This is a genomic window from Cereibacter sp. Soil_C_27 (assembly GCF_057657095.1).
On record NZ_JBDGJD010000002.1, the window covers coordinates 538,963 to 562,402 of the forward strand.

The 23,440-nt window shown below is 66.3% G+C and carries 19 protein-coding genes and 1 tRNA gene; 18 read left to right on the plus strand and 2 right to left on the minus strand.

The features are described from left to right. Nucleotides 1-180 precede the first annotated feature (180 nt). The 9 genes from AC3A5Z_RS09535 to AC3A5Z_RS09575 all read left to right on the plus strand — a co-directional run bounded on the left by AC3A5Z_RS09535 (nucleotide 181) and on the right by AC3A5Z_RS09575 (nucleotide 10,262). Nucleotides 181-1,530 (plus strand): ABC transporter substrate-binding protein, encoded by a 1,350-nt coding sequence (locus tag AC3A5Z_RS09535; protein ID WP_487519119.1) that lies wholly within the window; start codon nucleotides 181-183, stop codon nucleotides 1,528-1,530. 69 nt (nucleotides 1,531-1,599) lie between these two features. Beyond that, on the plus strand, nucleotides 1,600-2,592 hold the full coding sequence (locus AC3A5Z_RS09540) for a carbohydrate ABC transporter permease (RefSeq protein WP_487519120.1): 993 nt from the start codon (nucleotides 1,600-1,602) through the stop codon (nucleotides 2,590-2,592). Continuing rightward, nucleotides 2,592-3,716: a carbohydrate ABC transporter permease gene (locus tag AC3A5Z_RS09545; RefSeq protein ID WP_487519121.1), complete on the plus strand. Its 1,125-nt coding sequence runs from the start codon at nucleotides 2,592-2,594 to the stop codon at nucleotides 3,714-3,716. Before AC3A5Z_RS09540 ends, AC3A5Z_RS09545 begins: the two co-directional genes overlap by 1 nt. 10 nt (nucleotides 3,717-3,726) lie before the next feature. Continuing rightward, complete coding sequence (locus AC3A5Z_RS09550; protein WP_487519122.1) at nucleotides 3,727-5,373, plus strand: alpha-amylase family glycosyl hydrolase; 1,647 nt, start codon at nucleotides 3,727-3,729, stop codon at nucleotides 5,371-5,373. Between the two features lie 16 nt (nucleotides 5,374-5,389). After that, the gene (locus AC3A5Z_RS09555) at nucleotides 5,390-6,475 is read left to right on the plus strand and encodes an ABC transporter ATP-binding protein (protein ID WP_487519123.1); all 1,086 of its coding nucleotides are present in this window, start codon (nucleotides 5,390-5,392) and stop codon (nucleotides 6,473-6,475) included. 127 nt (nucleotides 6,476-6,602) lie between these two features. After that, nucleotides 6,603-6,734 carry a hypothetical protein gene (locus AC3A5Z_RS09560; protein ID WP_487519124.1) on the plus strand — a complete coding sequence of 44 codons (132 nt, stop codon included), beginning with the start codon at nucleotides 6,603-6,605 and terminating at the stop codon, nucleotides 6,732-6,734. 312 nt (nucleotides 6,735-7,046) lie between these two features. After that, complete coding sequence (locus AC3A5Z_RS09565) at nucleotides 7,047-8,024, plus strand: TDT family transporter (protein WP_487519125.1); 978 nt, start codon at nucleotides 7,047-7,049, stop codon at nucleotides 8,022-8,024. Nucleotides 8,025-8,244: 220 nt separating this feature from the next. Next, on the plus strand, nucleotides 8,245-9,693 hold the full coding sequence (gene guaB / locus AC3A5Z_RS09570; protein ID WP_487519126.1) for an IMP dehydrogenase: 1,449 nt from the start codon (nucleotides 8,245-8,247) through the stop codon (nucleotides 9,691-9,693). Nucleotides 9,694-10,067: 374 nt separating this feature from the next. Next, nucleotides 10,068-10,262: a hypothetical protein gene (locus AC3A5Z_RS09575; RefSeq protein WP_487519127.1), complete on the plus strand. Its 195-nt coding sequence runs from the start codon at nucleotides 10,068-10,070 to the stop codon at nucleotides 10,260-10,262. A 3-nt stretch (nucleotides 10,263-10,265) separates the two neighbouring features. Here the strand turns inward: AC3A5Z_RS09575 and AC3A5Z_RS09580 are convergent, their stop codons facing one another. Then, complete coding sequence (locus AC3A5Z_RS09580) at nucleotides 10,266-10,850, minus strand: TetR/AcrR family transcriptional regulator (protein WP_487519128.1); 585 nt, start codon at nucleotides 10,848-10,850, stop codon at nucleotides 10,266-10,268. Between the two features lie 115 nt (nucleotides 10,851-10,965). Here AC3A5Z_RS09580 and AC3A5Z_RS09585 point away from each other — a divergent pair, with 115 nt between their 5' ends. The 7 genes from AC3A5Z_RS09585 to AC3A5Z_RS09615 all read left to right on the plus strand — a co-directional run bounded on the left by AC3A5Z_RS09585 (nucleotide 10,966) and on the right by AC3A5Z_RS09615 (nucleotide 20,950). Further along, entirely contained in the window at nucleotides 10,966-12,066 is a 1,101-nt protein-coding gene (locus AC3A5Z_RS09585; RefSeq protein ID WP_487519129.1) for an efflux RND transporter periplasmic adaptor subunit, read from the plus strand. A 9-nt stretch (nucleotides 12,067-12,075) separates the two neighbouring features. Beyond that, complete coding sequence (locus tag AC3A5Z_RS09590; protein ID WP_487519130.1) at nucleotides 12,076-15,153, plus strand: efflux RND transporter permease subunit; 3,078 nt, start codon at nucleotides 12,076-12,078, stop codon at nucleotides 15,151-15,153. A gap of 96 nt (nucleotides 15,154-15,249) precedes the next feature. Continuing rightward, nucleotides 15,250-16,380: a tRNA guanosine(34) transglycosylase Tgt gene (gene tgt, locus AC3A5Z_RS09595; RefSeq protein ID WP_487519131.1), complete on the plus strand. Its 1,131-nt coding sequence runs from the start codon at nucleotides 15,250-15,252 to the stop codon at nucleotides 16,378-16,380. A gap of 99 nt (nucleotides 16,381-16,479) precedes the next feature. After that, a complete protein-coding gene (locus AC3A5Z_RS09600) occupies nucleotides 16,480-17,568 on the plus strand; it encodes an alkene reductase (protein WP_487519132.1) in 1,089 nt (362 codons plus the stop codon). 260 nt (nucleotides 17,569-17,828) lie between these two features. After that, nucleotides 17,829-20,237, plus strand: a complete 2,409-nt coding sequence (gene lon, locus AC3A5Z_RS09605; RefSeq protein ID WP_487519133.1) for an endopeptidase La — start codon at nucleotides 17,829-17,831, stop codon at nucleotides 20,235-20,237. Nucleotides 20,238-20,379: 142 nt separating this feature from the next. Next, nucleotides 20,380-20,856 (plus strand): HU family DNA-binding protein, encoded by a 477-nt coding sequence (locus tag AC3A5Z_RS09610; protein ID WP_487519134.1) that lies wholly within the window; start codon nucleotides 20,380-20,382, stop codon nucleotides 20,854-20,856. A 19-nt stretch (nucleotides 20,857-20,875) separates the two neighbouring features. Next, nucleotides 20,876-20,950, plus strand: a tRNA-Val gene (locus AC3A5Z_RS09615). A gap of 93 nt (nucleotides 20,951-21,043) precedes the next feature. On the opposite strand, the gene AC3A5Z_RS09620 is transcribed toward AC3A5Z_RS09615, so the two are convergent. Beyond that, a complete protein-coding gene (locus tag AC3A5Z_RS09620) occupies nucleotides 21,044-21,826 on the minus strand; it encodes a DUF4394 domain-containing protein (RefSeq protein ID WP_487519135.1) in 783 nt (260 codons plus the stop codon). Nucleotides 21,827-22,062: 236 nt separating this feature from the next. Here AC3A5Z_RS09620 and AC3A5Z_RS09625 point away from each other — a divergent pair, with 236 nt between their 5' ends. After that, nucleotides 22,063-22,626, plus strand: coding sequence for a sigma-70 family RNA polymerase sigma factor (locus AC3A5Z_RS09625; RefSeq protein WP_487519136.1), 564 nt, complete (start codon nucleotides 22,063-22,065; stop codon nucleotides 22,624-22,626). Further along, a complete protein-coding gene (locus tag AC3A5Z_RS09630; RefSeq protein WP_487519137.1) occupies nucleotides 22,623-23,339 on the plus strand; it encodes an anti-sigma factor in 717 nt (238 codons plus the stop codon). The genes AC3A5Z_RS09625 and AC3A5Z_RS09630 overlap by 4 nt, the downstream gene beginning before the upstream one ends. Nucleotides 23,340-23,440: the final 101 nt, after the last annotated feature.

Genomic DNA, 23,440 nt, shown 5'->3' on the forward strand with positions numbered 1-23,440 from the left:
CCCTTCCGCGAGGGCAAGCCAAGGGATGCTGCAACCGCGAACAAATCCAATTGCCTAGCGGCGCTTCCGCAGATTGACAGGTCAAGTCAAACAGGCAATCGTCAGGGGGAGGGCGACGGATGGCGGAGGAGGTTTGCCGTTCGACATCGCAGCCATGTGCGCGGTAACCGGGAGGACCACATGACATCGAAATTCTTGGCGAGTGCGGCCGCAATCGCGCTCCTGTCCGGCGCCGCCGCCGCTCAGGATCTTAAATTCGCGCCGGGCGAGGACAGCCGGTTCAACTGGGACAGTTACGAGAGCTTCAAGCAGGATCTCTCCGGCCAGTCGCTGAAGATCGACGGCCCCTGGGGCGGAGTGGACAAGGCGCTGTTCGAGACGGTGGTAGCCTATTTCGAGGCGGCGACCGGGGCGGATGTGGAATATTCCGGCGGCGACGGTTTCGAGCAGCGGGTGATGATCGACGTCGAGGCGGGCTCGCCTCCGGGCATCGCCGTGGTGCCGCAGCCCGGTCTCGCGCTGGAACTGGCGCGGCGCGGCAAGCTCTCGCCGCTGCCCGCCGCGACCGCCGACTGGCTGCGCGAGAACTACGCCGCGGGCGAGTCCTGGGTCGATCTGGGCACCTTCGCGGGCGCCGATGGGGGCGAGGCGCTCTACGGCTTCTTCTACAAGGTCGATGTGAAATCGCTGGTCTGGTATTCGCCGGAGAACTTCGAGGACATGGGCTATGAAGTGCCCGAGACCATGGAGGACCTGAAGGCGCTGACCGAGCAGATCGTCGAGGATGGCGAGACACCGTGGTGCATCGGTCTGGGCTCGGGTCCTGCGACGGGCTGGCCCGCGACCGACTGGGTCGAGGACATGATGCTGCGGGTCAACACGCCCGAGGATTACGACGCCTGGACGACCAACGCGCTTGCCTTCGACGATCCCAAGGTCGTCGCTGCCATCGACGAGTTCGGCTGGTTCGCCAAGAACGACGACTTCGTGGCGGGCGGCGCGGCGGCCGTGGGCTCCACCGACTTCCGCGACAGCCCGAAGGGGCTCTTCTCCTCGCCGGCGCAGTGCTACATGCATCATCAGGCGTCCTTCATCCCGTCCTTCTTCCCCGAAGGCACCGTGGTGGGCGAAGACATCGACTTCTTCTACTTCCCCTCCTATGCCGAGAAGGACTTGGGCAAGCCGGTGCTCGGCGCGGGCACGCTCTTCGTCATCACCCAGGACAGCCCGGTGGCGCAGGCCTTCCTCGAGTTCCTGCAGACCCCGATCGCGCACGAGATCTGGATGGCGCAGACTGGCTTCCTGACCCCGCACAAGGGGGTCAACACCGAGGTCTACGGCGACCCGACGCTGAAGAAGATGGGCGACATCCTGCTTCAGGCCGATACCTTCCGCTTCGACGGCTCCGACCTCATGCCGGGCGCGGTGGGCGCCGGTGTGTTCTGGACCGGGATGGTCGATTTCGTTGGCGGCAAGGAGGCGGCCACCGTGGCGGGCGAGATCCAGAAGACCTGGGACACGCTGAAGTAACCTTCCGAACCAACAGGCCTGTCCGCCCCTGCGGGCAGGCATCCTTGGCAGCTCTGGGAGGGGACGCGGATGGATCAGCTTCTGATGGCAGGCGGCACCGTCGTGATCGGCGTCTTCGGCTGCGTGGCCTATTTCTTCCTCTCGAACATGATCCTCGACGCGGTCTATCCGCCGCGCGGCCCTCAGGCAGGCCGCAACATCCTGCGCGCGGGGATGATCCGGCCTTGGCTCTTCCTGCTTCCCGCCATTGCGCTCCTCGGGCTCTATCTGGTCTACCCGGTCTTCGTGTCGATCTGGCTCTCGCTGCACGACAACACCGGGCAGAGCTTCGTCGGTGCCGACAACTACCTCTGGCTGCTGCAGGACCGGAAATTCCAGGAGTCGATCCGCAACAACTTCCTCTGGCTCTTGGTCGTGCCGGGCGGCGCCACCTTTTTCGGTCTCATTGCGGCGGCGTTGACCGACCGCATCCGCTGGGGCAATTTCGCCAAGGCGATGATCTTCATGCCGATGGCGATCTCCTTCATCGGCGCCTCGGTGATCTGGAAGTTCATCTACGACTACCGCGGCGACGGCCAGACCGAGATCGGCCTGCTGAACGCGGTGGTGGAGGCTTTCGGCGGGACGGCGCAGACCTGGCTGACGCTGGAGCCGTGGAACAACTTCTTCCTGATGGCGGTGCTGGTCTGGATTCAGACCGGCTTCGCCATGGTGATCCTCTCCGCCGCACTGCGCGGCATCCCCGAGGAAACCATCGAAGCCGCCATCCTCGACGGTGCCTCGCCCTTCCAGATCTTCATGAAGATCAAGGTGCCGCAGATCTGGGGCACCATCGCCGTGGTCTGGACCACGATCACCATCCTGGTGCTGAAGGTCTTCGACATCGTGCTGGCCATGACCAACGGCCAGTGGGGCACGCAGGTGCTGGCCAACATGATGTTCGACTGGATGTTCCGCGGCAACGATTCCGGGCGGGCCTCTGCCATCGCGCTGGTCATCATGCTGCTGGTGACGCCGATCATGATCTGGAACATCCGCAACGCCCGCAAGGAGATGCGCTGATGGACAATATCGCGGGCACGAAGTCGAGCCTCGTCTGGACGGTCAACATCGCCGTCGTCGTGCTGGTGCTCCTGTGGACCATCCCGACCTTCGGGCTTCTGGTCTCGTCCTTCCGCGACCGCGACCAGATCGCCACCACCGGCTGGTGGTCCTCGCTCTTCCCGCATGAGGCCAGCCTGCGCTTCCGCGTCGGCGATGCCGAGACCCAGCGGCAGGAGGGCGACCTTTACGTGATCGACGGCTCGGTCTTCGAGGCGGGCGGCACGGTGAAGGCCTTCGGCACCTCGAACCGCGAGCCCGCCGCGCATGAGCCGGGAGAGGTGGTCGATCTCGGCGATGGCGTCAGCGGCACGGTGAACGAGGACGGCAGCTACCGCGTCACCTCGCCCACCGCCTTCGAGGGCCGCAGCCCGCGGCTCTTCGTGACTTCGGTCACCCCACCGCGCTTCACGCTGGAAAACTACGACCGCGTGCTCTTCGCGCAAGGCCTCGGCCGCGCCTTCCTCAACACCATGACGGTGACCATCCCGGCCACCGTCATCCCGATCCTCGTCGCCGCGTTTGCGGCCTATGCGCTGGCCTGGATGGAGTTTCCCGGCCGCTCGCTGCTGATCGCCTCGGTCGTCGGCCTGCTGGTCGTGCCGCTGCAACTGGCGCTGATCCCGCTCTTGCAGCTCCACAACGCCATCGGCATCGGCAAGGATTACCTCGGCATCTGGCTCGCGCATTCCGCCTTCGGCCTGCCGCTCGCCATCTACCTCTTGCGAAATTACATGGTCGGCCTGCCGCGCGAGATCATCGAGAGCGCGCGGGTCGACGGGGCCACGGACTTCCAGATCTTCCTCAAGATCATCCTGCCCCTGTCCTTCCCGGCGCTGGCGAGCTTCGCCATCTTTCAGTTCCTCTGGACCTGGAACGACCTTCTGATCGCCACGGTCTTTCTGGGCAACACGCAGGACCAACTGGTGATGACCGGCGTTCTGCGCGAGCTTCTGGGCTCGCGCGGGGGTGACTGGGAAATCCTTGCCGCGTCGGCATTTGTGTCCATCTTCGTTCCACTGGTGGTATTTTTCTCCATGCAGAAGTATCTGGTGCGCGGCCTTCTGGCCGGCTCAGTGAAATAGTGGAACCGAGATGACCCTTATCGACACAGTGGAGTCCAACATCCTGGCCTCCGATCCCGACTGGTGGCGGGGCGCGGTGATCTACCAGATCTACCCGCGCAGCTTTCAGGACAGCAGCGGCGATGGCGTCGGCGACCTGGCCGGCATCATGACCCGCCTGCCGCATATCGCCGAGCTTGGCGCCGATGCGATCTGGATCAGCCCGTTCTTCACCTCGCCGATGAAGGATTACGGCTATGATGTCAGCGACTACTGTGCGGTCGATCCGATGTTCGGCACGCTGGGCGATTTCGATCGGCTGGTGGCGCGGGCGCATGGGCTCGGGTTGCGGGTGATGATCGACCTCGTTCTGTCGCATACATCGAACCAGCATCCCTGGTTCATCGAGAGCCGCAAGAACAGGATCAACCCCAAGGCCGACTGGTATGTCTGGGCCGACCCCAAGGGCGACGGCACGCCGCCGAACAACTGGCTGTCGATCTTCGGCGGCCCCGCCTGGAAATGGGAGGGGCGGCGCGAGCAGTATTACCTGCACAACTTCCTCGGCTCGCAGCCCGACCTGAACTTCCACGAGCCTGCGGTGCAGGAGGCGCTGCTCGACGTCGCGCGCTTCTGGCTGGAGCGCGGGGTGGACGGATTCCGGCTCGACACGATCAATTTCCACTTTGCTGACAAGTACTTGCGCGACAATCCGCGCCTGCCGCGTGAGCTGCGGAATGACTCCATCGCACCCAGCGTGAACCCCTATAACCACCAGCTGCACATGTTCGACAAGAACCAGCCGGAGAACCTTGAGTTCCTGCGGAAATTCCGCGCCGTCCTGGACCCTTACGGCGCTGCCGCCGTGGGGGAGGTGGGCGATGCGCAGTTCGGTCTGGAGATCATGGCCGAGTATACCTCGGGCGGCGACAAGGTGCAGATGTGCTACCCCTTCGAGATGCTGCAGCCGAAGCTCCTGACAGCGCAGGGCTTGGCCGATGTCTTCGGTCGCCTGCAGGCCGCTGCCCCCGGGGCATGGCCCTGCTGGAGCTATTCCAACCACGACACGGTCCGCCATGTCACCCGTTGGCATCTTTCCACCGAGGCGGCAAAGACTTACGCGACCTTGCTGCAGTGCCTGCGCGGCTCGGTCTGCCTCTATCAAGGCGAGGAGCTTGGCCTGCCCGAGGCGGAGCTTGCCTTCGACGAGTTGCACGACCCCTATGGGATCGAGTTCTGGCCGGAGTTCAAGGGCCGCGACGGTTGCCGCACGCCGATGGTCTGGGAGACCGACACCCTGAACGGCGGCTTCTCGTCGGGCAAGCCGTGGTTGCCGGTGACCACGCCGCATCTCGGTTTGTCGGTCGCCGCGCAGGCTGCCGATCCGACCTCTATGCTGAGCCATTACCAGCGCGCCATCGCCCTGCGCCGGGCCCACCCGGTGCTGCGCAACGGCTCGACCGAGGCGATGCGGGCCGCGGGAGATCTGGTGCAGTTCCTGCGCGCGGGCGAAGAGACGATCTTCTGCGCCTTCAACCTCGGCGAGGGCACGGTGCAGGCCAGGCTGCCCGGCGGCAGCTGGACCGCGCTGGGGCAGGCGATCGGCGCGGCGCCGCCGCAGGCCGACAACACGGTGACCTTGGGTCCATGGCAGGTCTGTCTGGCAAAGAGGATCTAGAACGGGAGGGACGCGAATGGCCGATCTGAGACTGAAGGACGTCGAAAAGGCTTACGGGGATGTGCGCGTGCTCCGCGACATCAACCTCGACATCCAGCAAGGCGAACTCATCGTCTTCGTCGGCCCCTCCGGCTGCGGCAAGTCCACGCTGCTGCGCATGATCGCCGGGCTGGAACGGATCACCGGCGGCACGCTGGAGATCGACGGCACCGTGGTCAACGACGTCCCGCCCGCTCAGCGGGGCATCGCCATGGTGTTCCAGTCCTATGCGCTCTACCCGCACATGACGGTGCGGCAGAACATGGAATTCGCGATGAAGATCGCGAAGAAGACCAAGACCGAGATCGCCGAGGCGGTGAGCAACGCTGCCCGTATCCTGCAGCTCACGCCCTATCTCGACCGCCTGCCCAAGGCGCTCTCGGGCGGGCAGCGCCAGCGCGTTGCCATCGGGCGCGCCATCGTGCGCGACCCGAAGGTCTATCTCTTCGACGAGCCGCTCTCCAACCTCGACGCGGCACTTCGGGTGGCGACACGGCTGGAGATCGCCCAGCTGAAGGAGAAGATGCCCGATCGCACCATGATCTACGTAACCCACGATCAGGTCGAGGCGATGACGCTGGCCAGCCGCATCGTCGTGCTGGCGGGGGGCGGGATCTCTCAAGTCGGCACGCCGCTCGAGCTCTACGAGCGGCCGCAGAACGAGTTCGTGGCCCAGTTCATCGGCTCGCCCGCCATGAACCTGATGCCGGGCGAGGTGGTGGAGACCGGGGCGCAGACCCGGGTGCGGCTCGACAACGGCGGGGTGGCGCTGTCGTCGATCCGCACCGCGCCCGAGGACATGGGGCTTCTGGTCAATGTCGGCGTGCGTCCCGAGGATCTGGTCGCGGCCGAAGGCGAGGCGATCTTTGCCGGCGAGGTCGAGATCACCGAGGCTCTGGGCGAGGTGACGCTGCTCTATTTTGCGCGGCAGGACGGGGCGGCGCAGGTGGTGGCGAAGCTGCCGGGCATCCATGGCGATCTGCGGCACCGCGAGGTCCGGCTATCGGCCGATCCGCGCAAGGTGCATCTCTTCTATCAGGGCCGCTCGCTGCTCTACCGCTGAGACACGGCTTATCGCGATTGACAGGCAAGGACGTCGGGCGCAGACCGGGGTCCGGAGTTCCGCGCCCGGCGCGCGGCCCGCGTGCCCTGCCTGTCGGCAGGGGCGAAGCTGCCGGAGGAGAGACGCTGTGGCCAAGGGACAGATGCGGTCGAACAAGGAAGTGAAGAAGCCCAAGAAGGACAAGACCAAGGTTACCCCCGATGAAAACCCGCTCACCGCGCGGCTGAAGGCGGCGCAAGAGAAGGTGAAGGGCAAGTGAGACGGTGAGATTTCCTGAACGGGTTCAGGAAATCTTTTTTAGTTTTGAAGGTTGTCTGGCGCTCCGCAGTTCCGGCGTGAGCGCGCTGCGGCTTTCCATTCGGCTTGGCGCGAGGTCATGCCCGCCGACGGCCCGCACCTCGTGCTCGGCGTCCCACGGCTGCCAACCCGCGGCGGCGCGCTCGGCCCAAGGCGCGCGATCTTGCCGCTTCCCGGGTCATCATTGCGGACATAGGCTGAGGCCCGATCTGCCTGCAGGGTGACGGCCCCGCAAAACCCGCCATCTCCCATCACGAGTCCTCCGGAGCATGCCATGACCCGCCCGCCGCTGTATCCGCCGCCGCAATTCCCGCCGGTTCGCCTCCGGCCGTTCCAGCGGATGCCGCCCGCCGTGTTTCCGCCGGTGCTGGGGCTGCTCGGCCTTGGGCTCGCCTTGCGCAAGGCGGCGGAGCTTTTCGCCCTGTCGCCCGCCATCCCCGAGATGCTGCTCGGGGCGGTGACGCTGCTCTGGCTCTTTGCGGCGCTGGCCTATCTCGCCAAGCTCTGGCAGCGGCCCGGGGTGGTGCTCGAGGATCTGCGCATCCTGCCGGGCCGGGCAGGGCTCGCGGCGGCGACCATGGGGCTCTTGCTGGTGGCGGTGGTGTTGCTGCCCTATGCGCCGCTGCTGGCGCGGGGCGTGCTCGTTCTGGGTCTGTCGCTGCACGGGGTTCTCGCGTTCCTCGTGGCTCTGGTGCTGCTGCGCGGGCCGAAAGAGGCGCGCGACGTGACGCCGGTCTGGCATCTGACCTTCGTCGGCTTCATCCTCGGCGGGCTTTCGGCGGCGCCGCTCGGCTGGTCCGATCTCGGGGTGGTGCTGCTGATCGGCACGGCGCCGGTGGCTGCGCTGATCTGGGCAGTCTCCATCAAGCAACTGGTGGAGCGCATACCGCCCGCGCCGCTGCGTCCGCTGGTGGCGATCCACCTGTCGCCGGCGGCGCTCTTCGGTCTGGTGGCTGGCCTGAGCGGGCTCGAGATGCTTGCACAGCTCTTCGCCGCGCTCGGCGCGCTGATCTTGCTTGCGCTGGTCGTCTCGCTGCGCTGGCTTCTGGTGGCAGGGATTTCGCCGCTCTGGGGTGCGCTGACCTTTCCGCCCGCCGCCTATGCCGGGCTTCTGCTGAGCGTCGGCTGGCAGCTAGCCGGGGCGGTGCTGCTGGGCGTCGCGATGGCGGTCATCCCGCCGATCGCGCTGCATATCTTGCAGCATTGGGTGCGCGGTAGTCTGGCCGCCAAGACCAACGCCGCCACCGCCTAGATCAGCCCGCCCCAGCGCCCCCGCCTCGTGCAGGGCAACTCCGATCTGGCCGTGCTGGGTGATGCGGGCATTCTCGATGATGGCGACGCGCATGGAGTGCTCCGCGACGAGGCAAGCTTCACCATGCCGTTGGGGCAGCCACAAGCCAGGTTTGCCCTTGCCTTCGCGCAAAACCCGTGAAACAGGGAACCGCCAAACGACATCCCCCAAGGAGACACCCATGGAGATTCGCGAGGCTCTCACCTTTGATGACGTGCTTCTTGTGCCTGCGGCCAGCAACGTGCTGCCCTCGGATGCGGACACCTCGACCTTCGTCACCAAGGCCATCCGGCTGAACATACCGCTGCTGTCCTCGGCGATGGATACCGTGACCGAGGCGCGCATGGCCATCGCCATGGCGCAGGCCGGCGGGATGGGGGTGATCCACCGCAATCTCGGCACGGAAGAGCAGGCGCGCGAAGTCCGCCGGGTGAAGCGCTTCGAGAGTGGCATCGTCTACGCGCCGATCACCCTGACCCCGGACCAGACGCTGGCCGATGCCAAGGCGCTGCAGGACCGCTACAACGTCACGGGCTTTCCGGTGGTGGACGAGGCGGGCCGGGTGGTCGGCATCGTGACCAACCGCGACATGCGCTTCGCGACCGACGACCGCACGCCGGTTTCGGTGATGATGACCTCGGACAATCTGGCGATCCTGCACGAGCCTGCCGACCGCGAGACCGCGATCAGCCTGATGAAGGCACGGCGGATCGAGAAGCTTCTGGTGACCGACGGCAAGGGCAAGCTGACCGGCCTCCTGACGCTGAAGGACACCGAGAAGGCCGTGCTCAACCCGCATGCCTGCAAGGACGAGCTTGGCCGCCTGCGCGTCGCCGCCGCCTCGACCGTCGGCGATGCGGGCTACGAGCGCAGTCAGGCGCTGATCGAGGCCGGGGTGGACATGGTGGTGATCGACACCGCGCATGGCCATTCCGAAGGCGTCGCCATCGCGGTGGAGCGGATCAAGAAGTTCTCCAATCAGGTGCAGGTCGTGGCGGGCAACGTTGCCACCTCCGAGGCGACGCGGGCGCTGATCGGCTCGGGCGCGGATGCGGTGAAGGTGGGGATCGGCCCCGGCTCGATCTGCACCACGCGGATCGTCGCGGGCGTCGGCGTGCCGCAGCTGACCGCGATCATGGATTCCGCGACGGCGGCGGGCGACATCCCGGTGATCGCCGATGGCGGCATCAAGTATTCGGGCGATTTCGCCAAGGCGATCGCCGCAGGCGCCTCCTGCGCCATGGTCGGCTCGGCCATCGCCGGCACCGACGAGAGCCCGGGCGAGGTGATCCTCTACCAGGGCCGCTCGTTCAAATCCTACCGCGGCATGGGCAGCCTCGGCGCCATGGCGCGCGGCTCGGCCGACCGTTATTTCCAGAAGGATGCGGCCAGCGACAAGCTGGTGCCGGAAGGGATCGAGGGGCAGGTGCCCTACAAGGGCTCGGCGGCAGCGGTGGTGCACCAGCTGGTCGGCGGCCTTCGTGCGGCGATGGGCTACACCGGCAACCGCACGATTGCCGAGATGCGCTCGAGCTGCTCCTTCGTGCGGATCACCGGGGCAGGGCTGAAGGAAAGCCATGTCCATGACGTGCAGATCACCCGCGAGAGCCCGAACTACCGCCTGGGCTGAGTCGCGGCGCGGGCTGCCGCGTCCGCAAATCTGCATGGGTCGCCCTGCCTCGAGCGGGCGGCCCCTGTCTTTTGCGGCGGAAATGCCGCCGACTGTGATAAATCTGCGATAGCCGCGCGTCGAAGGCGACGCAGCGGCAATTCCTTTTGTTGCGTCTCTGCGGGAAGTCCTCCAAGGGCGGGGACGGAGGCTGCGAGACGGCTTTGCACGGCTGCGCGTCAGCGCCATCTTGCAGACCGGATCGCGGCGGGTTGGAAGACGCTGTGCCGCCGCTTGGGCGGATCGTAAGTAGATCGTAAGAAACTAGTAACCTTTTCATGTTTCATTAAGCAAACCGGGCAGAATATGGTCTGCCCATTGCACAGGACGTCATTATGGCAGACCAGCGCAAGAAGCTGATCATCATGGACCGCACGCGGGCACTGCATCTCTGGGTCACCCGTCCGGGCGAGGAAGCCTGGCCTTGGATCCCGGGAGCCAAGGTGCCCAATTGGCTCGATTGCCGTGCGCTTCTGCGCCAACGCCCGCTGCTGGGTGGCTACTCCGAAAGCATGACCGCCTCTCTATGAGGCTCAGGACGCGTCGAGCAGACCTTCGAGCGTCGCCAGATGCGCCTCGGCATCGGCCTTGTGCCAGTCGGCGGGCGCGGTCAGACGCTGATGCACCAGACCCTCGCAGGCCAGATGCACGATCGCTGCGCAATCGGGCTCCGGGCAGCGCTGGAAGAGATGGCGGATATCGGCGCGGAAGGCGAGCAGCGGCCCGATGAAATGCGGGTCCTCCGCCAGCGCGGCAAAGACGCCAGAGGCGGGGGTGTCGTTCTTCTTCAGCATGGTGCGCATCATCTTCAGATAGGCCCGCGCCCCGGCCAGGGCCCGCTCCGGCCCCTGATCGGCATCGAAGCAGTCGGGGGCGAGCCGCAGCATAGCCTCCCGCATGTGCTGGACGTGGTCGTCGACCAGCGCCCGCAGCAGATGGTGCTTGCTCGGGAAGTGATAGAGCAGCCCGCCCTTCGATACGCCGGCCTCCGCTGCGACCGCGTCGAGCGACATATGCGCCGGACCGATGGTGCAACTGAGCATTTCCGCGGCATCCAGCAATCGCCGCCGTGTTGCGAGGGCGGTTTTCTTTCGCGAAGGTTGCTCTACTTCCGACATGCTACTCCCGATCCACTTGACTTTACCGTCTGGACGGTAAACGAAGTGTCGCTGGAGCGAAAGGTTCCGTGTGTCGCAAGTGCCGGCGAAGCGGATACGTCAGATGGAGACGATTATGGTCAAACGGCTTTTTATTGCGGTGATCCTTCTGGTGTTGATCGTGGGGGGCATCGTCGGCTTCAACCAGTTCCGTGCCAAGGCGATCGGCGACTTCTTCGCCAGCCGCACCCCGCCCGCCGTGACGGTCTCCACCAGCACCGCCGAGGCGATCACCTGGAAGCCGACTATCGAGGCGATCGGCACGGCAAGCGCCGCACGCGGTGTCGACCTATCGGTCGAGGCAGGCGGCACGGTGCAGGAAATCGCCTTCCGCGCCAATGACCGGGTCAGCGCAGGCCAGGTGCTGATGCAGATCTCCGAACGGGCCGAACGCGCCGACCTTGCCGCCGCCGAAGCCGCCCTCGGGCTGGCCACGACCGAGCTGAACCGCGCGCGCGAGTTGCAGGAACGCGGGGTTTCGGCGTCGAACAACCTCGACGTCGCGCTTTCGGAAGCGGAATCCGCGCGGGCCCAGGTGGCAAAGCTGACGGCGATCCTCGAGCAGAAGGAACTGAGCGCACCCTTCGACGGTGTGGTCGGTATCCCGAAGGTCGAGCAGGGCCAGTATGTGACTGTCGGGCAGGTCTATGTGACGCTGCAGGATCTCGACTCGATGCGGGTCGATTTCGCGCTTCCCGAACAGCGGATCAGCGTGATCCGCGCCGGTCTGCCGCTCTCGGTCGCGACCGAGGTGGGCGATTACCGCGCCACCGGCAGCATCACCGGAATCGAGCCCAAGGTTGACCCGAATTCGCGCCTCGTGACGGTGCGGGCCGAGGTCGAGAACGCCGAAGGCACACTATACCCGGGCCAGTTCCTGCGCGTTTCGGTCGAGCTTCCCTCGGAAGAGAACGTGATCGCCGTGCCGCAGTCGGCGGTGACGACCAGCCTCTACGGCGACTCCGTCTATGTCGTACGCGACGGCGAGGAGGCCGACAGCAAGAAGGTCGAGCAGGTCTTCGTGACCGTGGGTCGCCGCAGCGGCCAGATGATCGAGATCACCAAGGGGCTGGAGCCCGGCGACGAGGTGGTGAATGCCGGACAGAACCGGCTTTCGGGCGGGGCCGCGGTGGTGGTCGACAACACGGTTGCGCCGGTCGCAGCCGAGACAGAGTAAGGGTCGGGCATGAACATCTCGGAGATCTTCATCCGCCGTCCGGTGTTGTCCACCGTGCTCGGCGCCTTCATCCTGCTGGTCGGGTTCTACAGCATCTTCAACCTTCCGGTGCGCCAGTATCCGGAAGTCGAGGAAACCGTGGTGACGATCACCACGACCTATCCGGGCGCCGCGCCCGATCTGATCCAGGGCTTCATCACCTCGCCCATCGCCCGCGCGGTGGCGACGACCGAGAACATCGACTACGTCACCAGCCAGAGCCGGCCTTCGGCCTCGGTGGTCTCGGTGCAGATGCAGCTCGGCGCCAATCCCGACGTGGCGCTGACCGAGGTTCTGGCCAAGGTGCAGCAGGTCCGTGGCCAGCTGCCAGACGAGGCGGATGACCCGATCATCGTCAAGGGCACGGGCGACCAGTTCGCGCTGATGTATCTGGCGGCGCTGAACCCCAACATGACCGCCGAGCAGATGACCGAATATCTGGAGCGGGTGATCCGGCCGCGCATGTCCACCATTGAGGGCGTGGCGGAGATCCAGATCATCGGTGCCTCGAACTATGCCATGCGGGTCTGGATCGACCCGCTGCGGCTGGCGGCGCGCAACGTGACGGCCTCGGAAGTGCTGGCGGCGATCCGGGCCTCGAACTTCCTCTCGGCGCCCGGCAAGACCGAGAACGAATATTACGCCCAGTCGATCACGCTGGAGTCGACGCTGCAGACGCCCGATGCCTTCGGCGCGCTGCCGCTGCGCTCGGTCGACGGCAATGTGGTGCGGCTGCGCGATGTGGCCGAGGTTCAGCTGGCGGCGGAAGAGCGCGAGAACATCGTGACCTTCAACGGCCAGCCGGGCACCTTCATCGGCGTCTTCCCGACGCCGGCGGCCAACCCGCTGACCACGGCGGCGGCGGTGATCGAAGAGCTTCCGGCGATCAACGATACGCTGCCCGAGGGCATGGAGATCAACCTCGTCTACGACTCCACCGAGACGATCACCGCATCCATCGTCGAGGTGTTCAAGACGCTGGCCGAGGCCGTGGCCATCGTGGTCGTGGTGATCCTGCTGTTCCTCGGCTCATTCCGCTCTGTGCTGATGCCGATCGTCACCATTCCCTTGTCGCTGGTCGGCGTCTGCGGCGTGCTGCTGGCGCTGGGGTATTCGATCAACCTGCTGTCGCTGCTCGCCATGGTTCTGGCCATCGGTCTGGTGGTGGACGATGCCATCGTCGTGGTGGAGAACATCCACCGCCATATCGACGAGGGCATGAAACCTTATGCCGCCGCCGTGAAGGGCATGCGCGAGATCACCGGGCCGGTGATCGCCATGACCATCACCCTAGCCGCAGTGCTGGCGCCGCTCGGCTTCTCAGGCGGGCTCACCGGCTCGCTCTTCAGCGAGTTCGCCTTCGCGCTGGCGGGGTCGGTCATCATCTCGGGGGTGATCGCGCTGACGATCACGCCGATGATGTCGGCACGTCTGCTGCACGAAGGGGCCGGCAGCCGCTTCCAGCGTATCGTTGACCGCACGCTGGAAGGCCTGTCGAACTGGTACGAGCGCCGGGTGTCCTCCTCGCTCGACTACCGTCCGGTTACGCTGATCATGGTGCTGGCGCTGGTTGGCGCGACCGGGTTCATGTTCATGAACACGACGAGCGAGCTTGCGCCGGAAGAGGATCAGGGGGCGATGTTCGCCTTCCTGACCGGGCCGCGCTACGCGACCAAGGAGTATACCACGCTCTACACCGACCACATCTCGCAGATCACCCGCGACATCCCCGAGGTGAAGACCGAGTTCTCGATCTCGGGCTTCGGCGGGCAGGCCAACTCGGGCATCTACATCTGGGCGCTGGAAGACTGGGCCGACCGCGAACGCAGTCAGGCCGAGGTGCAGGCCGAGGTGCAGGGGCTGCTCGATCCGGTCCCGGGTCTGCAGGGTTTCGTCTTCTCGCCGCCGAGCCTGCCGGGCACGGGGGGCGGTTTGCCGATCTCGATGGTGGTGCAGTCGATCTATGCTCCCGACCGCGTGGCCGAGATTGCCGACGAGATCCGCGACAAGGCGCTGGCGACGGGCCGTTTCATCGCGGTGCAGAACTCGCTGTCCTTCGACGCGCCCGAGGTCTCGGTGCAGATCGACCGCGACCGTGCAGCCTCGCTGAACGTGTCGATCTCCGAGATCGGCAACACGCTGGGCCTTCTGGTCGGCGGCGGTGCCGTGGCGCAGTTCGACCGCGATTCCAACAGCTACGACATCATCACCCAGGTGCCGCGCGAGTGGCGCGACAACCCCGAGGCTCTGGGCGGGTTCTTCGTCCGGGCCCAATCGGGCGAGATGGTGCCGCTGTCCTCGCTGGTCAACATCACCACCGGCACCTCCGCGGCCTCGATCGAGCAGTTCAACCAGCTGAACTCGGCCACGCTGACCGCGCTGCCGCTGCCCGGCGTCTCGACCGGCGACGGTCTGGCCGAGCTCGTCTCCATCGCCAACGAGGTGATGCCGGAAGGCTTCTTCCTCGACTACTCCGGCCAGTCGCGGCTGGAGGTGGAGCAGGGCAACACGATCCTGCTGGCCTTCGGGGCGGCGCTTCTGGTGATCTATCTGGTGCTGGCCGCGCAGTTCGAGAGCTTCCGCGATCCGCTCATCATCCTGATGTCGGTGCCGCTGTCGATCTTCGGCGCAATCCTGCCCTTGAACCTCGGGCTGGGGACGCTGAACATCTACACGCAGGTGGGTCTGATCACGCTGATCGGCCTGATCACCAAGCACGGCATCCTGATGGTGGAATTCGCCAACCAGCAGCGCGAGGAGCATGGTCTGGGCCGGCGCGAGGCGATCGTGGCGGCGGCCAAGGTCCGGTTGCGTCCGATCCTGATGACGACGGCGGCCATGGCGCTGGCGGTGGTGCCGCTGATCATCGCCGACGGTGCCGGGGCTGCGGCGCGCGCGGCGATGGGCACGGTGATCTTCACCGGCCTGATCATCGGCACGCTCTTCACCCTCTTCGTGGTGCCGATGTTCTACACCTTCATCTCCAAGCCGGACCGCGCCTACAAGGCGCAGCGCGAGATGCTGGCACTGCGCGACGCCTCGGTCTGAGGATCGCTCGGGCGGAACAGACAGGGCAGGCCTCCGGGCCTGCCCTTGGCATTTGCGGGGCTTTGTCGCAGAAGGGCGTCGAACGGAGGGACGGGCATGGTGGACAGATTTTCCTTTGAAGTGGCGGCAACCGACGGGGCCGCGCGCACCGGCGTGATCTCCACCCCGCGCGGCGAGATCCGCACCCCGGCCTTCATGCCGGTGGGCACTGCGGCGACGGTGAAGGCGATGCTGCCCGAAAACGTCCGTGCGACCGGCGCCGACATCCTGCTGGGCAACACCTATCACCTGATGCTGCGCCCGACCGCCGAGCGCATCGCCCGGCTGGGCGGGCTGCACAGGTTCATGAACTGGGACCGGCCGATCCTGACGGATTCGGGCGGCTTTCAGGTGATGAGCCTTGCCGCACTCCGGAAGCTGACCGAGGAAGGGGTGAAGTTCTCCTCGCATATCGACGGTTCCAAGCACATGCTCAGCCCCGAGCGCAGCATGGAGATCCAGAAGCTGCTCGGCTCCGACATCGTGATGTGCTTCGACGAGTGTCCGGCGCTGCCCGCGACCGATGAGTCGGTGGCGAAATCCATGCGGCTGTCGATGCGGTGGGCGCTGCGGTCGCGCGATGCCTTCGGCGACCGGCCGGGCCATGCGCTGTTCGGCATCCAGCAGGGTGGGGTGACGCGAGAGCTGCGCGAGGAAAGCGCGGCCGCACTGACCGCCATCGGCTTCGACGGCTATGCGGTCGGCGGGCTGGCCGTGGGCGAGGGGCAGGAGGCGATGTTCGGCGTGCTTGACTACGCTACCGACATGCTGCCCGCCGATAAGCCGCGCTACCTGATGGGCGTGGGCAAGCCCGACGACATTGTCGGCGCGGTCGAGCGGGGCATCGACATGATGGATTGCGTGCTGCCCTCGCGCTCGGGGCGCACCGGGCAGGCGTGGACGCGGCGCGGGCAGGTCAACATGAAGAATGCCCGCCACATGGACGACCCGCGCCCGCTGGACGAGGCCTGCAGCTGCCCGACCTGCCGCAGCTACTCGCGCGCCTATCTGCACCACGTCCTGCGCTCGCAGGAGATCATCGCCTCGATGCTGCTGACCTGGCACAACCTCCACTACTATCAGGAGCTGATGCAGGGCCTGCGCGACGCCATCGCGGCGGGCCAGCTTTCCGCCTTAGTGCAGGGCTTCCACGCCCGGCGGGCGGAGGGCGATATAGAGCCGCTCTGATTGTGCAATTCTGCCGTAGCAGGCCTGCAGAAATGCAGTCTTGTGCGTCGTGCGCCAAGCCTTACTTCGGACGGACAAACCCGTAGTGAGGCACCTTCTATGACCGATAAACTGTTCACCCCCGTCACCGTTGGCGATGTGGCGCTGAAAAACCGGGTCGTCATGGCTCCGCTGACCCGGAACCGGGCCAAGGCCGAAGATGACACGCCCTATGCGCTGCATGCCGAATATTACGCGCAGCGTGCCGGTGCCGGGCTGATCATCAGCGAAGGCTCGCAGATTTCTCCCGAGGGCAAGGGCTACGCCTGGACCCCGGGCATCCATTCCGCGGCGCAGGTGGCCGGCTGGAAAGCCGTGACTGACGCTGTCCACGCCAAGGGCGGTAAGATTGCCATCCAGCTCTGGCATGTCGGACGCATCAGCCATGTGAGCCTGCTGAACGGCGACGCCCCGGTTGCGCCCTCGGCCATCGGTGCCGCCAGCAAGACCTTCGACGGCACGCAGTTCGTCGAGACCTCGGTGCCGCGCGCGCTGGAAGAGGCCGAGATCGCCCGTGTGGTCGAGGATTACCGCAAGGCCGCGGAGAACGCCAAGGCTGCCGGTTTCGACGCGGTCGAGATCCATGCCGCCAATGGCTACCTGATCGACCAGTTCCTGCGCGACACCTCCAACACCCGCACCGATGGTTACGGCGGGTCGCAGGAGAACCGCGTGCGCTTCCTCGACGAGGTCGTGGGCGCCGTGGTGGGCGTGCTCGGGGCAGGGCGCGTGGGCATCCGCTTCAGCCCCTTCTCGAATGCCAACAACGTCGGCATCGACAGCGATACCGTGGGCCTGTTCTCCAAGGCGATCGACGTGATCAACAAGCACGGGCTCGCCTTCCTCCACATGGTCGAAGGTCAGACCGGCGGGCCGCGTGAATGGCCCGAGGGTGCGCTCGAGACGCTGCGCAGCCGGTTCGACGGCGCCTATGTCGCCAACAACGGCTATGACCGCGCTGCCGCCGTCGCCGCAGTTGAGGCGGGCGAGGCCGACCTGGTTGCCTTCGGCAAGCTCTACATCTCCAACCCCGATCTGGCCGAGCGTCTGGTGGCCGATGCGACGCTGAACCCGCTGCCCACCGAAGGGCTCTATGGCGGCGGCGAGGCGGGTTATACCGACTATCCGACGATGGAAGACGCCCACTGAGGCGATGCGAATGCCGCGAGGGGCGGGGCACGATGTCCCGCGCCCCTCGCGGGTTTCGGCGCGGCGGAGGGCCGATCCGCGCTGAATGACACTATTGTCTGCTTGCCGACCGGGGCCTCGAGGTTCAGATTGTAACGCGAAGCCGACGGCATGGTTGACACTCCCAGGGCGCGATACCAGATATTGTAGCGAAGACCGGGGAGGGCCGAGCGCTGCCGAATGACCGGGGCCAGAGCCTTCCTGCCAAGTAAGGAAAAGACATGAACGAGACCCTCGCAAACAGCTATCCCGTGCTGCCGCTGCGCGACATCGTGGTGTTCCCGCACATGATCGTGCCGCTGTTCGTCGGCCGCGAGAAATCGGTCCGCGCACTTGAGGAGGTCATGGCCGAAGACCGGCAGATCCTGCTCTCTTCGCAGATCGATCCATCGGTCGATGATCCGACCACCGACGGGATCTACCGCGTCGGCGTGCTGGCCAATGTGCTGCAACTGCTGAAGCTGCCCGACGGCACGGTGAAGGTGCTGGTCGAGGGCAAGGCGCGGGTGACGATCACCGAGTTCCTGCCGAACGACCGCTTCTTCGAGGCCTCCGCCGCGCCGCTGACCGAACAGCCGGGCGATGCCGAAACCGTCGAGGCGCTGCTGCGCACCGTCGCCGACGAGTTCGAGCGCTACGCCAAGATCAAGAAGAACATCCCGGAAGAGGCGCTCTCGGCCGTCTCCGAGACCAAGGAATCGGCGCGTCTGGCTGATCTCGTCGCGGGGCATCTGGGCATCGAGGTGGCGCAGAAGCAGGCGCTCTTGGAGACGCTCGACGTCGCCGAGCGGCTGGAGAAGGTCTATGGCCACATGCAGGGCGAGATGTCCGTGCTGCAGGTCGAGAAGAAGATCAAGACCCGCGTCAAGACGCAGATGGAGCGCACCCAGCGCGAATATTATCTGAATGAGCAGATGAAGGCCATTCAGAAGGAGCTGGGCGACGGCGAGGAAGGCCAGAACGAGATCGCCGAACTGGAAGAGCGGATCGCCAAGACCGAGCTTTCCAAGGAAGCGCGCGACAAGGCCGATGCCGAGCTGAAGAAGCTCAAGAGCATGTCGCCGATGAGCGCCGAGGCGACCGTCGTGCGCAACTATCTCGACTGGCTCTTGGGCGTGCCGTGGGGCGTGAAGTCGCGCACCAAGAAGGATCTGGGCAAGGCGCAGGCCGTGCTCGACGCCGATCACCACGGGCTCGAGAAGGTCAAGGAGCGGATCGTCGAATATCTCGCCGTGCAGGCGCGGTCGGCCAAGCTGAAGGGCCCGATCCTCTGCCTCGTCGGTCCTCCCGGCGTCGGCAAGACCTCGCTCGGGCGCAGCGTCGCCAAGGCCACGGGGCGCGAGTTCATCCGCATCTCGCTCGGCGGCGTGCGGGACGAATCCGAGATCCGCGGTCACCGCCGGACCTACATCGGTTCGATGCCCGGCAAGATCATCCAGGCGCTGAAGAAGGCCAAGACCACCAACCCGCTGATCCTGCTCGACGAGATCGACAAGATGGGCCAGGATTTCCGCGGCGACCCGGCTTCGGCGATGCTGGAGGTGCTGGACCCGGAACAGAACGCGACCTTCGTCGACCACTATCTCGAGGTGGAATATGATCTGTCCAACGTGATGTTCCTGACCACGGCCAACAGCTACAACATGCCGGGCCCGCTCCTTGACCGGATGGAGATCATCCCGCTCTCGGGCTACACCGAGGACGAGAAGCGCGAGATCGCCAAACAGCACCTGATCCCGAAGCAGATCGGGAACCACGCGCTGAAGAAGGGCGAGTTCGGCATCACCGACGAGGCGCTGACCGAGATGATCCGCACCTATACCCGCGAGGCGGGGGTGCGGAATCTGGAGCGCGAGATTGCCAAGCTGGCCCGCAAGGCCGTGACCGAAATCGTGAAGGGCAAGGCCCGGACGGTGGACGTGACGACCGAGCAGCTGGAAGGCTACCTCGGGGTCAAGCGTTACCGCTACGGTCTGGCGGAGCAGGAGGATCAGGTCGGTGTCGTCACCGGGCTGGCCTGGACCTCGGTCGGGGGTGAGCTTCTGTCGATCGAGGCGCTGCGCCTGCCGGGCAAGGGCCGGATGAAGACGACGGGGAAACTCGGCGATGTGATGAAGGAATCCATCGACGCCGCGGCCTCCTACGTCCGCTCGATCAGCCCGGAACTTGGCGTGAAGCCGCCGCGCTTCGAGACGCTGGACATCCACGTCCACGTTCCTGAAGGCGCGACGCCGAAGGACGGTCCCTCGGCTGGCCTCGCGATGGTGACCTCCATCGTCTCGGTCCTGACCGGCATCCCGGTCCGCAAGGACATCGCGATGACCGGCGAGGTGACGCTGCGCGGCAACGCGCTGCCGATCGGCGGGCTGAAGGAGAAGCTGCTGGCAGCGCTCCGGGGCGGCATCAAGACTGTGCTGATCCCGCAGGAGAACGCCAAGGATCTGGCCGAGATCCCGGACAACGTGAAGCAGGGGTTGAAGATCATCCCGGTCAGCCACGTCCGCGAGGTGCTGCGCGAGGCTCTGGTGCGCATGCCCGAGCCGGTGGAATGGGACGAGGCGGCCGAAGAAGCCGCCGCCGCCGCCCGCCGCCTGCAGCAGGAAAACACGGCCGGCCAGACCGCCCACTGAGCCGGATCGAGAGACGGGAAAAGGCGCACTCCGGTGCGCCTTTTTTCATGGCCGCCGCTGCGCCATTTGCCGCTGCCCCGGCGGCTTCCGCGCCCTGACGTTCTGCCCTAGCCTCGGCCTGCCAGCAGAACAGGAGTGCCGCATGGTCAAGAAGCGCGCCGCAGGGCTCAAGGCCGACCCCTCCGCCAAACCCGCCCGCCGAAAGGCTGCCAAGGCGCCCGCCCCGCCGGAGCCGGTCGCACCGGAGCCATCCGCGCCGGAGCCCGCTGCGCAGCCTGCTCCCAAGGCCCCGCCCGCCGCACCTGCGCTGAAGGTCATCGCCCCCACGGTGAAGAAGAAGCAATTGCTGGAGCGGGTGGCCAAGGCGACGGGCGGCAACAAGAAGCAGATCCGCGAGGTGGTCGAGGCGACGCTGATCGCTCTGGGTGAGGCGCTGTCGAAGGGCGAGGAGCTGAACCTGCCGCCTTTCGGCAAGCTGAAGGTCAATCGCCAGCACGAACGCAGCGGCGGCGAGATGATGACGCTGAAGCTCCGGCGCGGGTCGGCCAAGGCCGATGCAACGAAGTCGCCCGGGAAGCAAAAAGCTGCAAAAGAGCCTCTTGCAGAGGATCGAGACTAAGGCTAAACCCCCCGCCATCGGGTGATTAGCTCAGTGGTAGAGCGCTTCGTTCACATCGAAGATGTCAGGGGTTCAAATCCCTTATCACCCACCATCCATAGAAAACGCTCCGGTTCATCACCGGGGCGTTTTGCTGTTCAGGGCAGGGTCGCGCGGGGAGAGGGGGCCTCTCCCCGCGCCCCCCGGATCACATCGCGGGGAGGATCGCGATGTCGCGGATCTCGCCGTCGAGGCCTTCGATGCTGCCCTGCTCGGTGGCGGCGCCGGTTTCCAGATCGACGGTATAGAGCATGCCGCCATTCACCAGCCAGGCAGTGTTGGTCAGGTCTTCGCTGCTCTGGATGTCGAAGGCATAGGTGCCGGCGGGCTCGGCAAGGCCCAGCTTGCCCACGGCGGCCAGCGTGCCGTCATTGGGCGAGGTCTGCTGGATCAGCGCCGAGATCGTCGCGTCGATGTCATACATCGCCGTCTTCTCGGGCTTGCCGTAGCTGTTGATATAAGCGGCGGCGACGATGGCCGGGGCCTCGCCCGCATGCATGTCTGCCGCGTTGAAGGCGAGGCTACCATCGACCGTCACTTCGCCGGTGTCGACATTCACCCGGTGGTTGGTGGTGCCGGTCATGTAGCGCAGACGGTCGGCCATCGGGTTGAAGTCGACCACAACCGGCGCGTCGCCGATGGTCAGGGGCGTGTTCATCTTCGACAGCTCGGTCGCAGCCCCGGTACCCGTGTCGATGGTGACGACGGTGCTCTCGGGGGTGACGCCGACCAGCGTGTTGTTCGAGGGGCGCAGGTCGATGCCGACGAGGCTGTCGACGCCGGTCACGTCCATGCTGCCCGAGACGGTGCGGGTCTCGGTGTCGAACATCACGAGGGTCTTGTCTCCGACCAGCGCGACGGCAGGCGCGGCAAGAACGGCAGGGGCGGTGCAGAGCAGGGCGGCGGTCGACATCAGGGCGAGGGTCTTCATCGAAAATCCTTTCGGTTGATCGCTTTCGGGGCAGCCTTTCTGCCCGTCATGACCTGAAGACACGGCGGATCCGCCATTGGATGCAGCGGGGGCGAAAAAAACTTTGCATCCGCTCGCTGCGCTCCGGTGTCTTCAGGGAAAGAGGCAATGAGGCGCATCCGATGCAGAACCGAACTGGACCCGCGACGGCATTGCATGCGATGCAGGGGACGAACCGGCACGGGAGGCGAAGAACGGTGCAGCACGACCGCATCGAGGATCAGGGCGCGCTGACATCGGCGCTCGCCGCCTGCGCGGCGGGGCAGGCGGAGGGGATCGACACGATCCTGCGGCTGGAAGGCGGGCGGCTCTTCGGCGTGGCGCGGCGGATGCTGGGGCGCGGCGATCTGGCCGAGGAGGCGGTCCAGGATGCGATAGTGCAGATCTGGCGCAAGGCGGCGCAGTTCCGGGCCGAGGACGGCTCGGCGCGCGGCTGGATCTATGCCGTGCTGCGCAACCGCTGCCTCAACATCCTGCGCGACGGCCGTCGGCTGACCACGCTCGCGCCCGAGGATCTCGCCGCCCTGCAGGAGGCGCGGCAGGAGGCCGTGCCGCAGGAGGGCTGGGAGCTTCTGCCCGGCTCGGGCCGGTTGCGCGACTGCCTCTCGCGGCTCGATCACGAGGCGCGCCACGCGATCCTTCTGGCCCATGTCGGTGGCTTCAGCCATGGCGAGATCGCCGGACGCCAGCAGGTGCCGCTCGGCACCGCGAAGTCCTGGATCCGGCGCGGGCTTGCCTCGCTGCGGGAGTGCCTGTCATGAGCCTCGATCCGCGCGAACTGGACGCTCTGGCCGACGACTATGTGCTCGGCCTGATGGAGCCCATGGAGGAGACCGCCTTCGAGGCGCGCATGGCACGGGAGCCGGGTGTCGCCCGTGCGGTGGCGCAGGCGCGCGACCGGCTGCTGCCGCTCGACCTCTCGGCCCCCGAAGCCGCGCTGCCGCCCGATTTTGCCCGGCGGGTCCATGCTGCCATTGCCGCCGAACCGCAATCCGCGGCCGAACCGCAGGCCGCCGCCGTGCCGCAGGCGGCGAACCTGCCCGGCGCGCCGCTCCGGCGGGGCGCGCTGGCACTGGCCGCCTCGGTAGGGCTCTTGGCTGGAGCCGTGCTCGGCTGGCAGCGGCCCGACCCTGCGCCGGTGGTGATCGCCGTGCTCATGGACGATCAGGGCGTGCCGCAGGCGGTGGTCGAGGATTACGGCAATGACACGGCCGAGGTGCGCTTCCTCGCCGATATCGCCGTGCCCGCCGACCGCACGATGCAGGTCTGGACGCTGCCCTCTGCCGAGATGGGCCCGGTCTCGCTTGGCGTCCTGCCCGGCGTCACCGCCACCCGGCTCGAGGGCCCGCCACTGCCGCGCCCCGCCGGTCAGCAGCTCTACGAGATCACGCTGGAGCCTCTGGGCGGCTCGCCCACCGGGCGCCCGACCGGGCCGATCCTCGGCAAAGGCCTCGCCGCGCTGCAGGAGAGCTGAGCGCTCGGGTCTCGACGGCTCGCGCTCCTGCCGTCGCAGCCGGGTACTGCGACGGCAGAGCCGGGGAACACGCCCCGCATTCGGCCCGAAACGGCGTATGA

Excerpts from the sequence above, each read along its gene's own strand:
- AC3A5Z_RS09535 (WP_487519119.1), top strand. The coding sequence starts at position 181 with ATGACATCGAAATTCTTGGCGAGTGCGGCCGCAATCGCGCTCCTGTCC.
- AC3A5Z_RS09540 (WP_487519120.1), top strand. The coding sequence starts at position 1,600 with ATGGATCAGCTTCTGATGGCAGGCGGCACCGTCGTGATCGGCGTCTTC.
- AC3A5Z_RS09545 (WP_487519121.1), top strand. The coding sequence starts at position 2,592 with ATGGACAATATCGCGGGCACGAAGTCGAGCCTCGTCTGGACGGTCAAC.
- AC3A5Z_RS09550 (WP_487519122.1), top strand. The coding sequence starts at position 3,727 with ATGACCCTTATCGACACAGTGGAGTCCAACATCCTGGCCTCCGATCCC.
- AC3A5Z_RS09555 (WP_487519123.1), top strand. The coding sequence starts at position 5,390 with ATGGCCGATCTGAGACTGAAGGACGTCGAAAAGGCTTACGGGGATGTG.
- AC3A5Z_RS09565 (WP_487519125.1), top strand. The coding sequence starts at position 7,047 with ATGACCCGCCCGCCGCTGTATCCGCCGCCGCAATTCCCGCCGGTTCGC.
- guaB (WP_487519126.1), top strand. The coding sequence starts at position 8,245 with ATGGAGATTCGCGAGGCTCTCACCTTTGATGACGTGCTTCTTGTGCCT.
- AC3A5Z_RS09575 (WP_487519127.1), top strand. The coding sequence starts at position 10,068 with ATGGCAGACCAGCGCAAGAAGCTGATCATCATGGACCGCACGCGGGCA.
- AC3A5Z_RS09580 (WP_487519128.1), bottom strand. The coding sequence starts at position 10,850 with ATGTCGGAAGTAGAGCAACCTTCGCGAAAGAAAACCGCCCTCGCAACA.
- AC3A5Z_RS09585 (WP_487519129.1), top strand. The coding sequence starts at position 10,966 with ATGGTCAAACGGCTTTTTATTGCGGTGATCCTTCTGGTGTTGATCGTG.
- AC3A5Z_RS09590 (WP_487519130.1), top strand. The coding sequence starts at position 12,076 with ATGAACATCTCGGAGATCTTCATCCGCCGTCCGGTGTTGTCCACCGTG.
- tgt (WP_487519131.1), top strand. The coding sequence starts at position 15,250 with ATGGTGGACAGATTTTCCTTTGAAGTGGCGGCAACCGACGGGGCCGCG.
- AC3A5Z_RS09600 (WP_487519132.1), top strand. The coding sequence starts at position 16,480 with ATGACCGATAAACTGTTCACCCCCGTCACCGTTGGCGATGTGGCGCTG.
- lon (WP_487519133.1), top strand. The coding sequence starts at position 17,829 with ATGAACGAGACCCTCGCAAACAGCTATCCCGTGCTGCCGCTGCGCGAC.
- AC3A5Z_RS09610 (WP_487519134.1), top strand. The coding sequence starts at position 20,380 with ATGGTCAAGAAGCGCGCCGCAGGGCTCAAGGCCGACCCCTCCGCCAAA.
- AC3A5Z_RS09620 (WP_487519135.1), bottom strand. The coding sequence starts at position 21,826 with ATGAAGACCCTCGCCCTGATGTCGACCGCCGCCCTGCTCTGCACCGCC.
- AC3A5Z_RS09630 (WP_487519137.1), top strand. The coding sequence starts at position 22,623 with ATGAGCCTCGATCCGCGCGAACTGGACGCTCTGGCCGACGACTATGTG.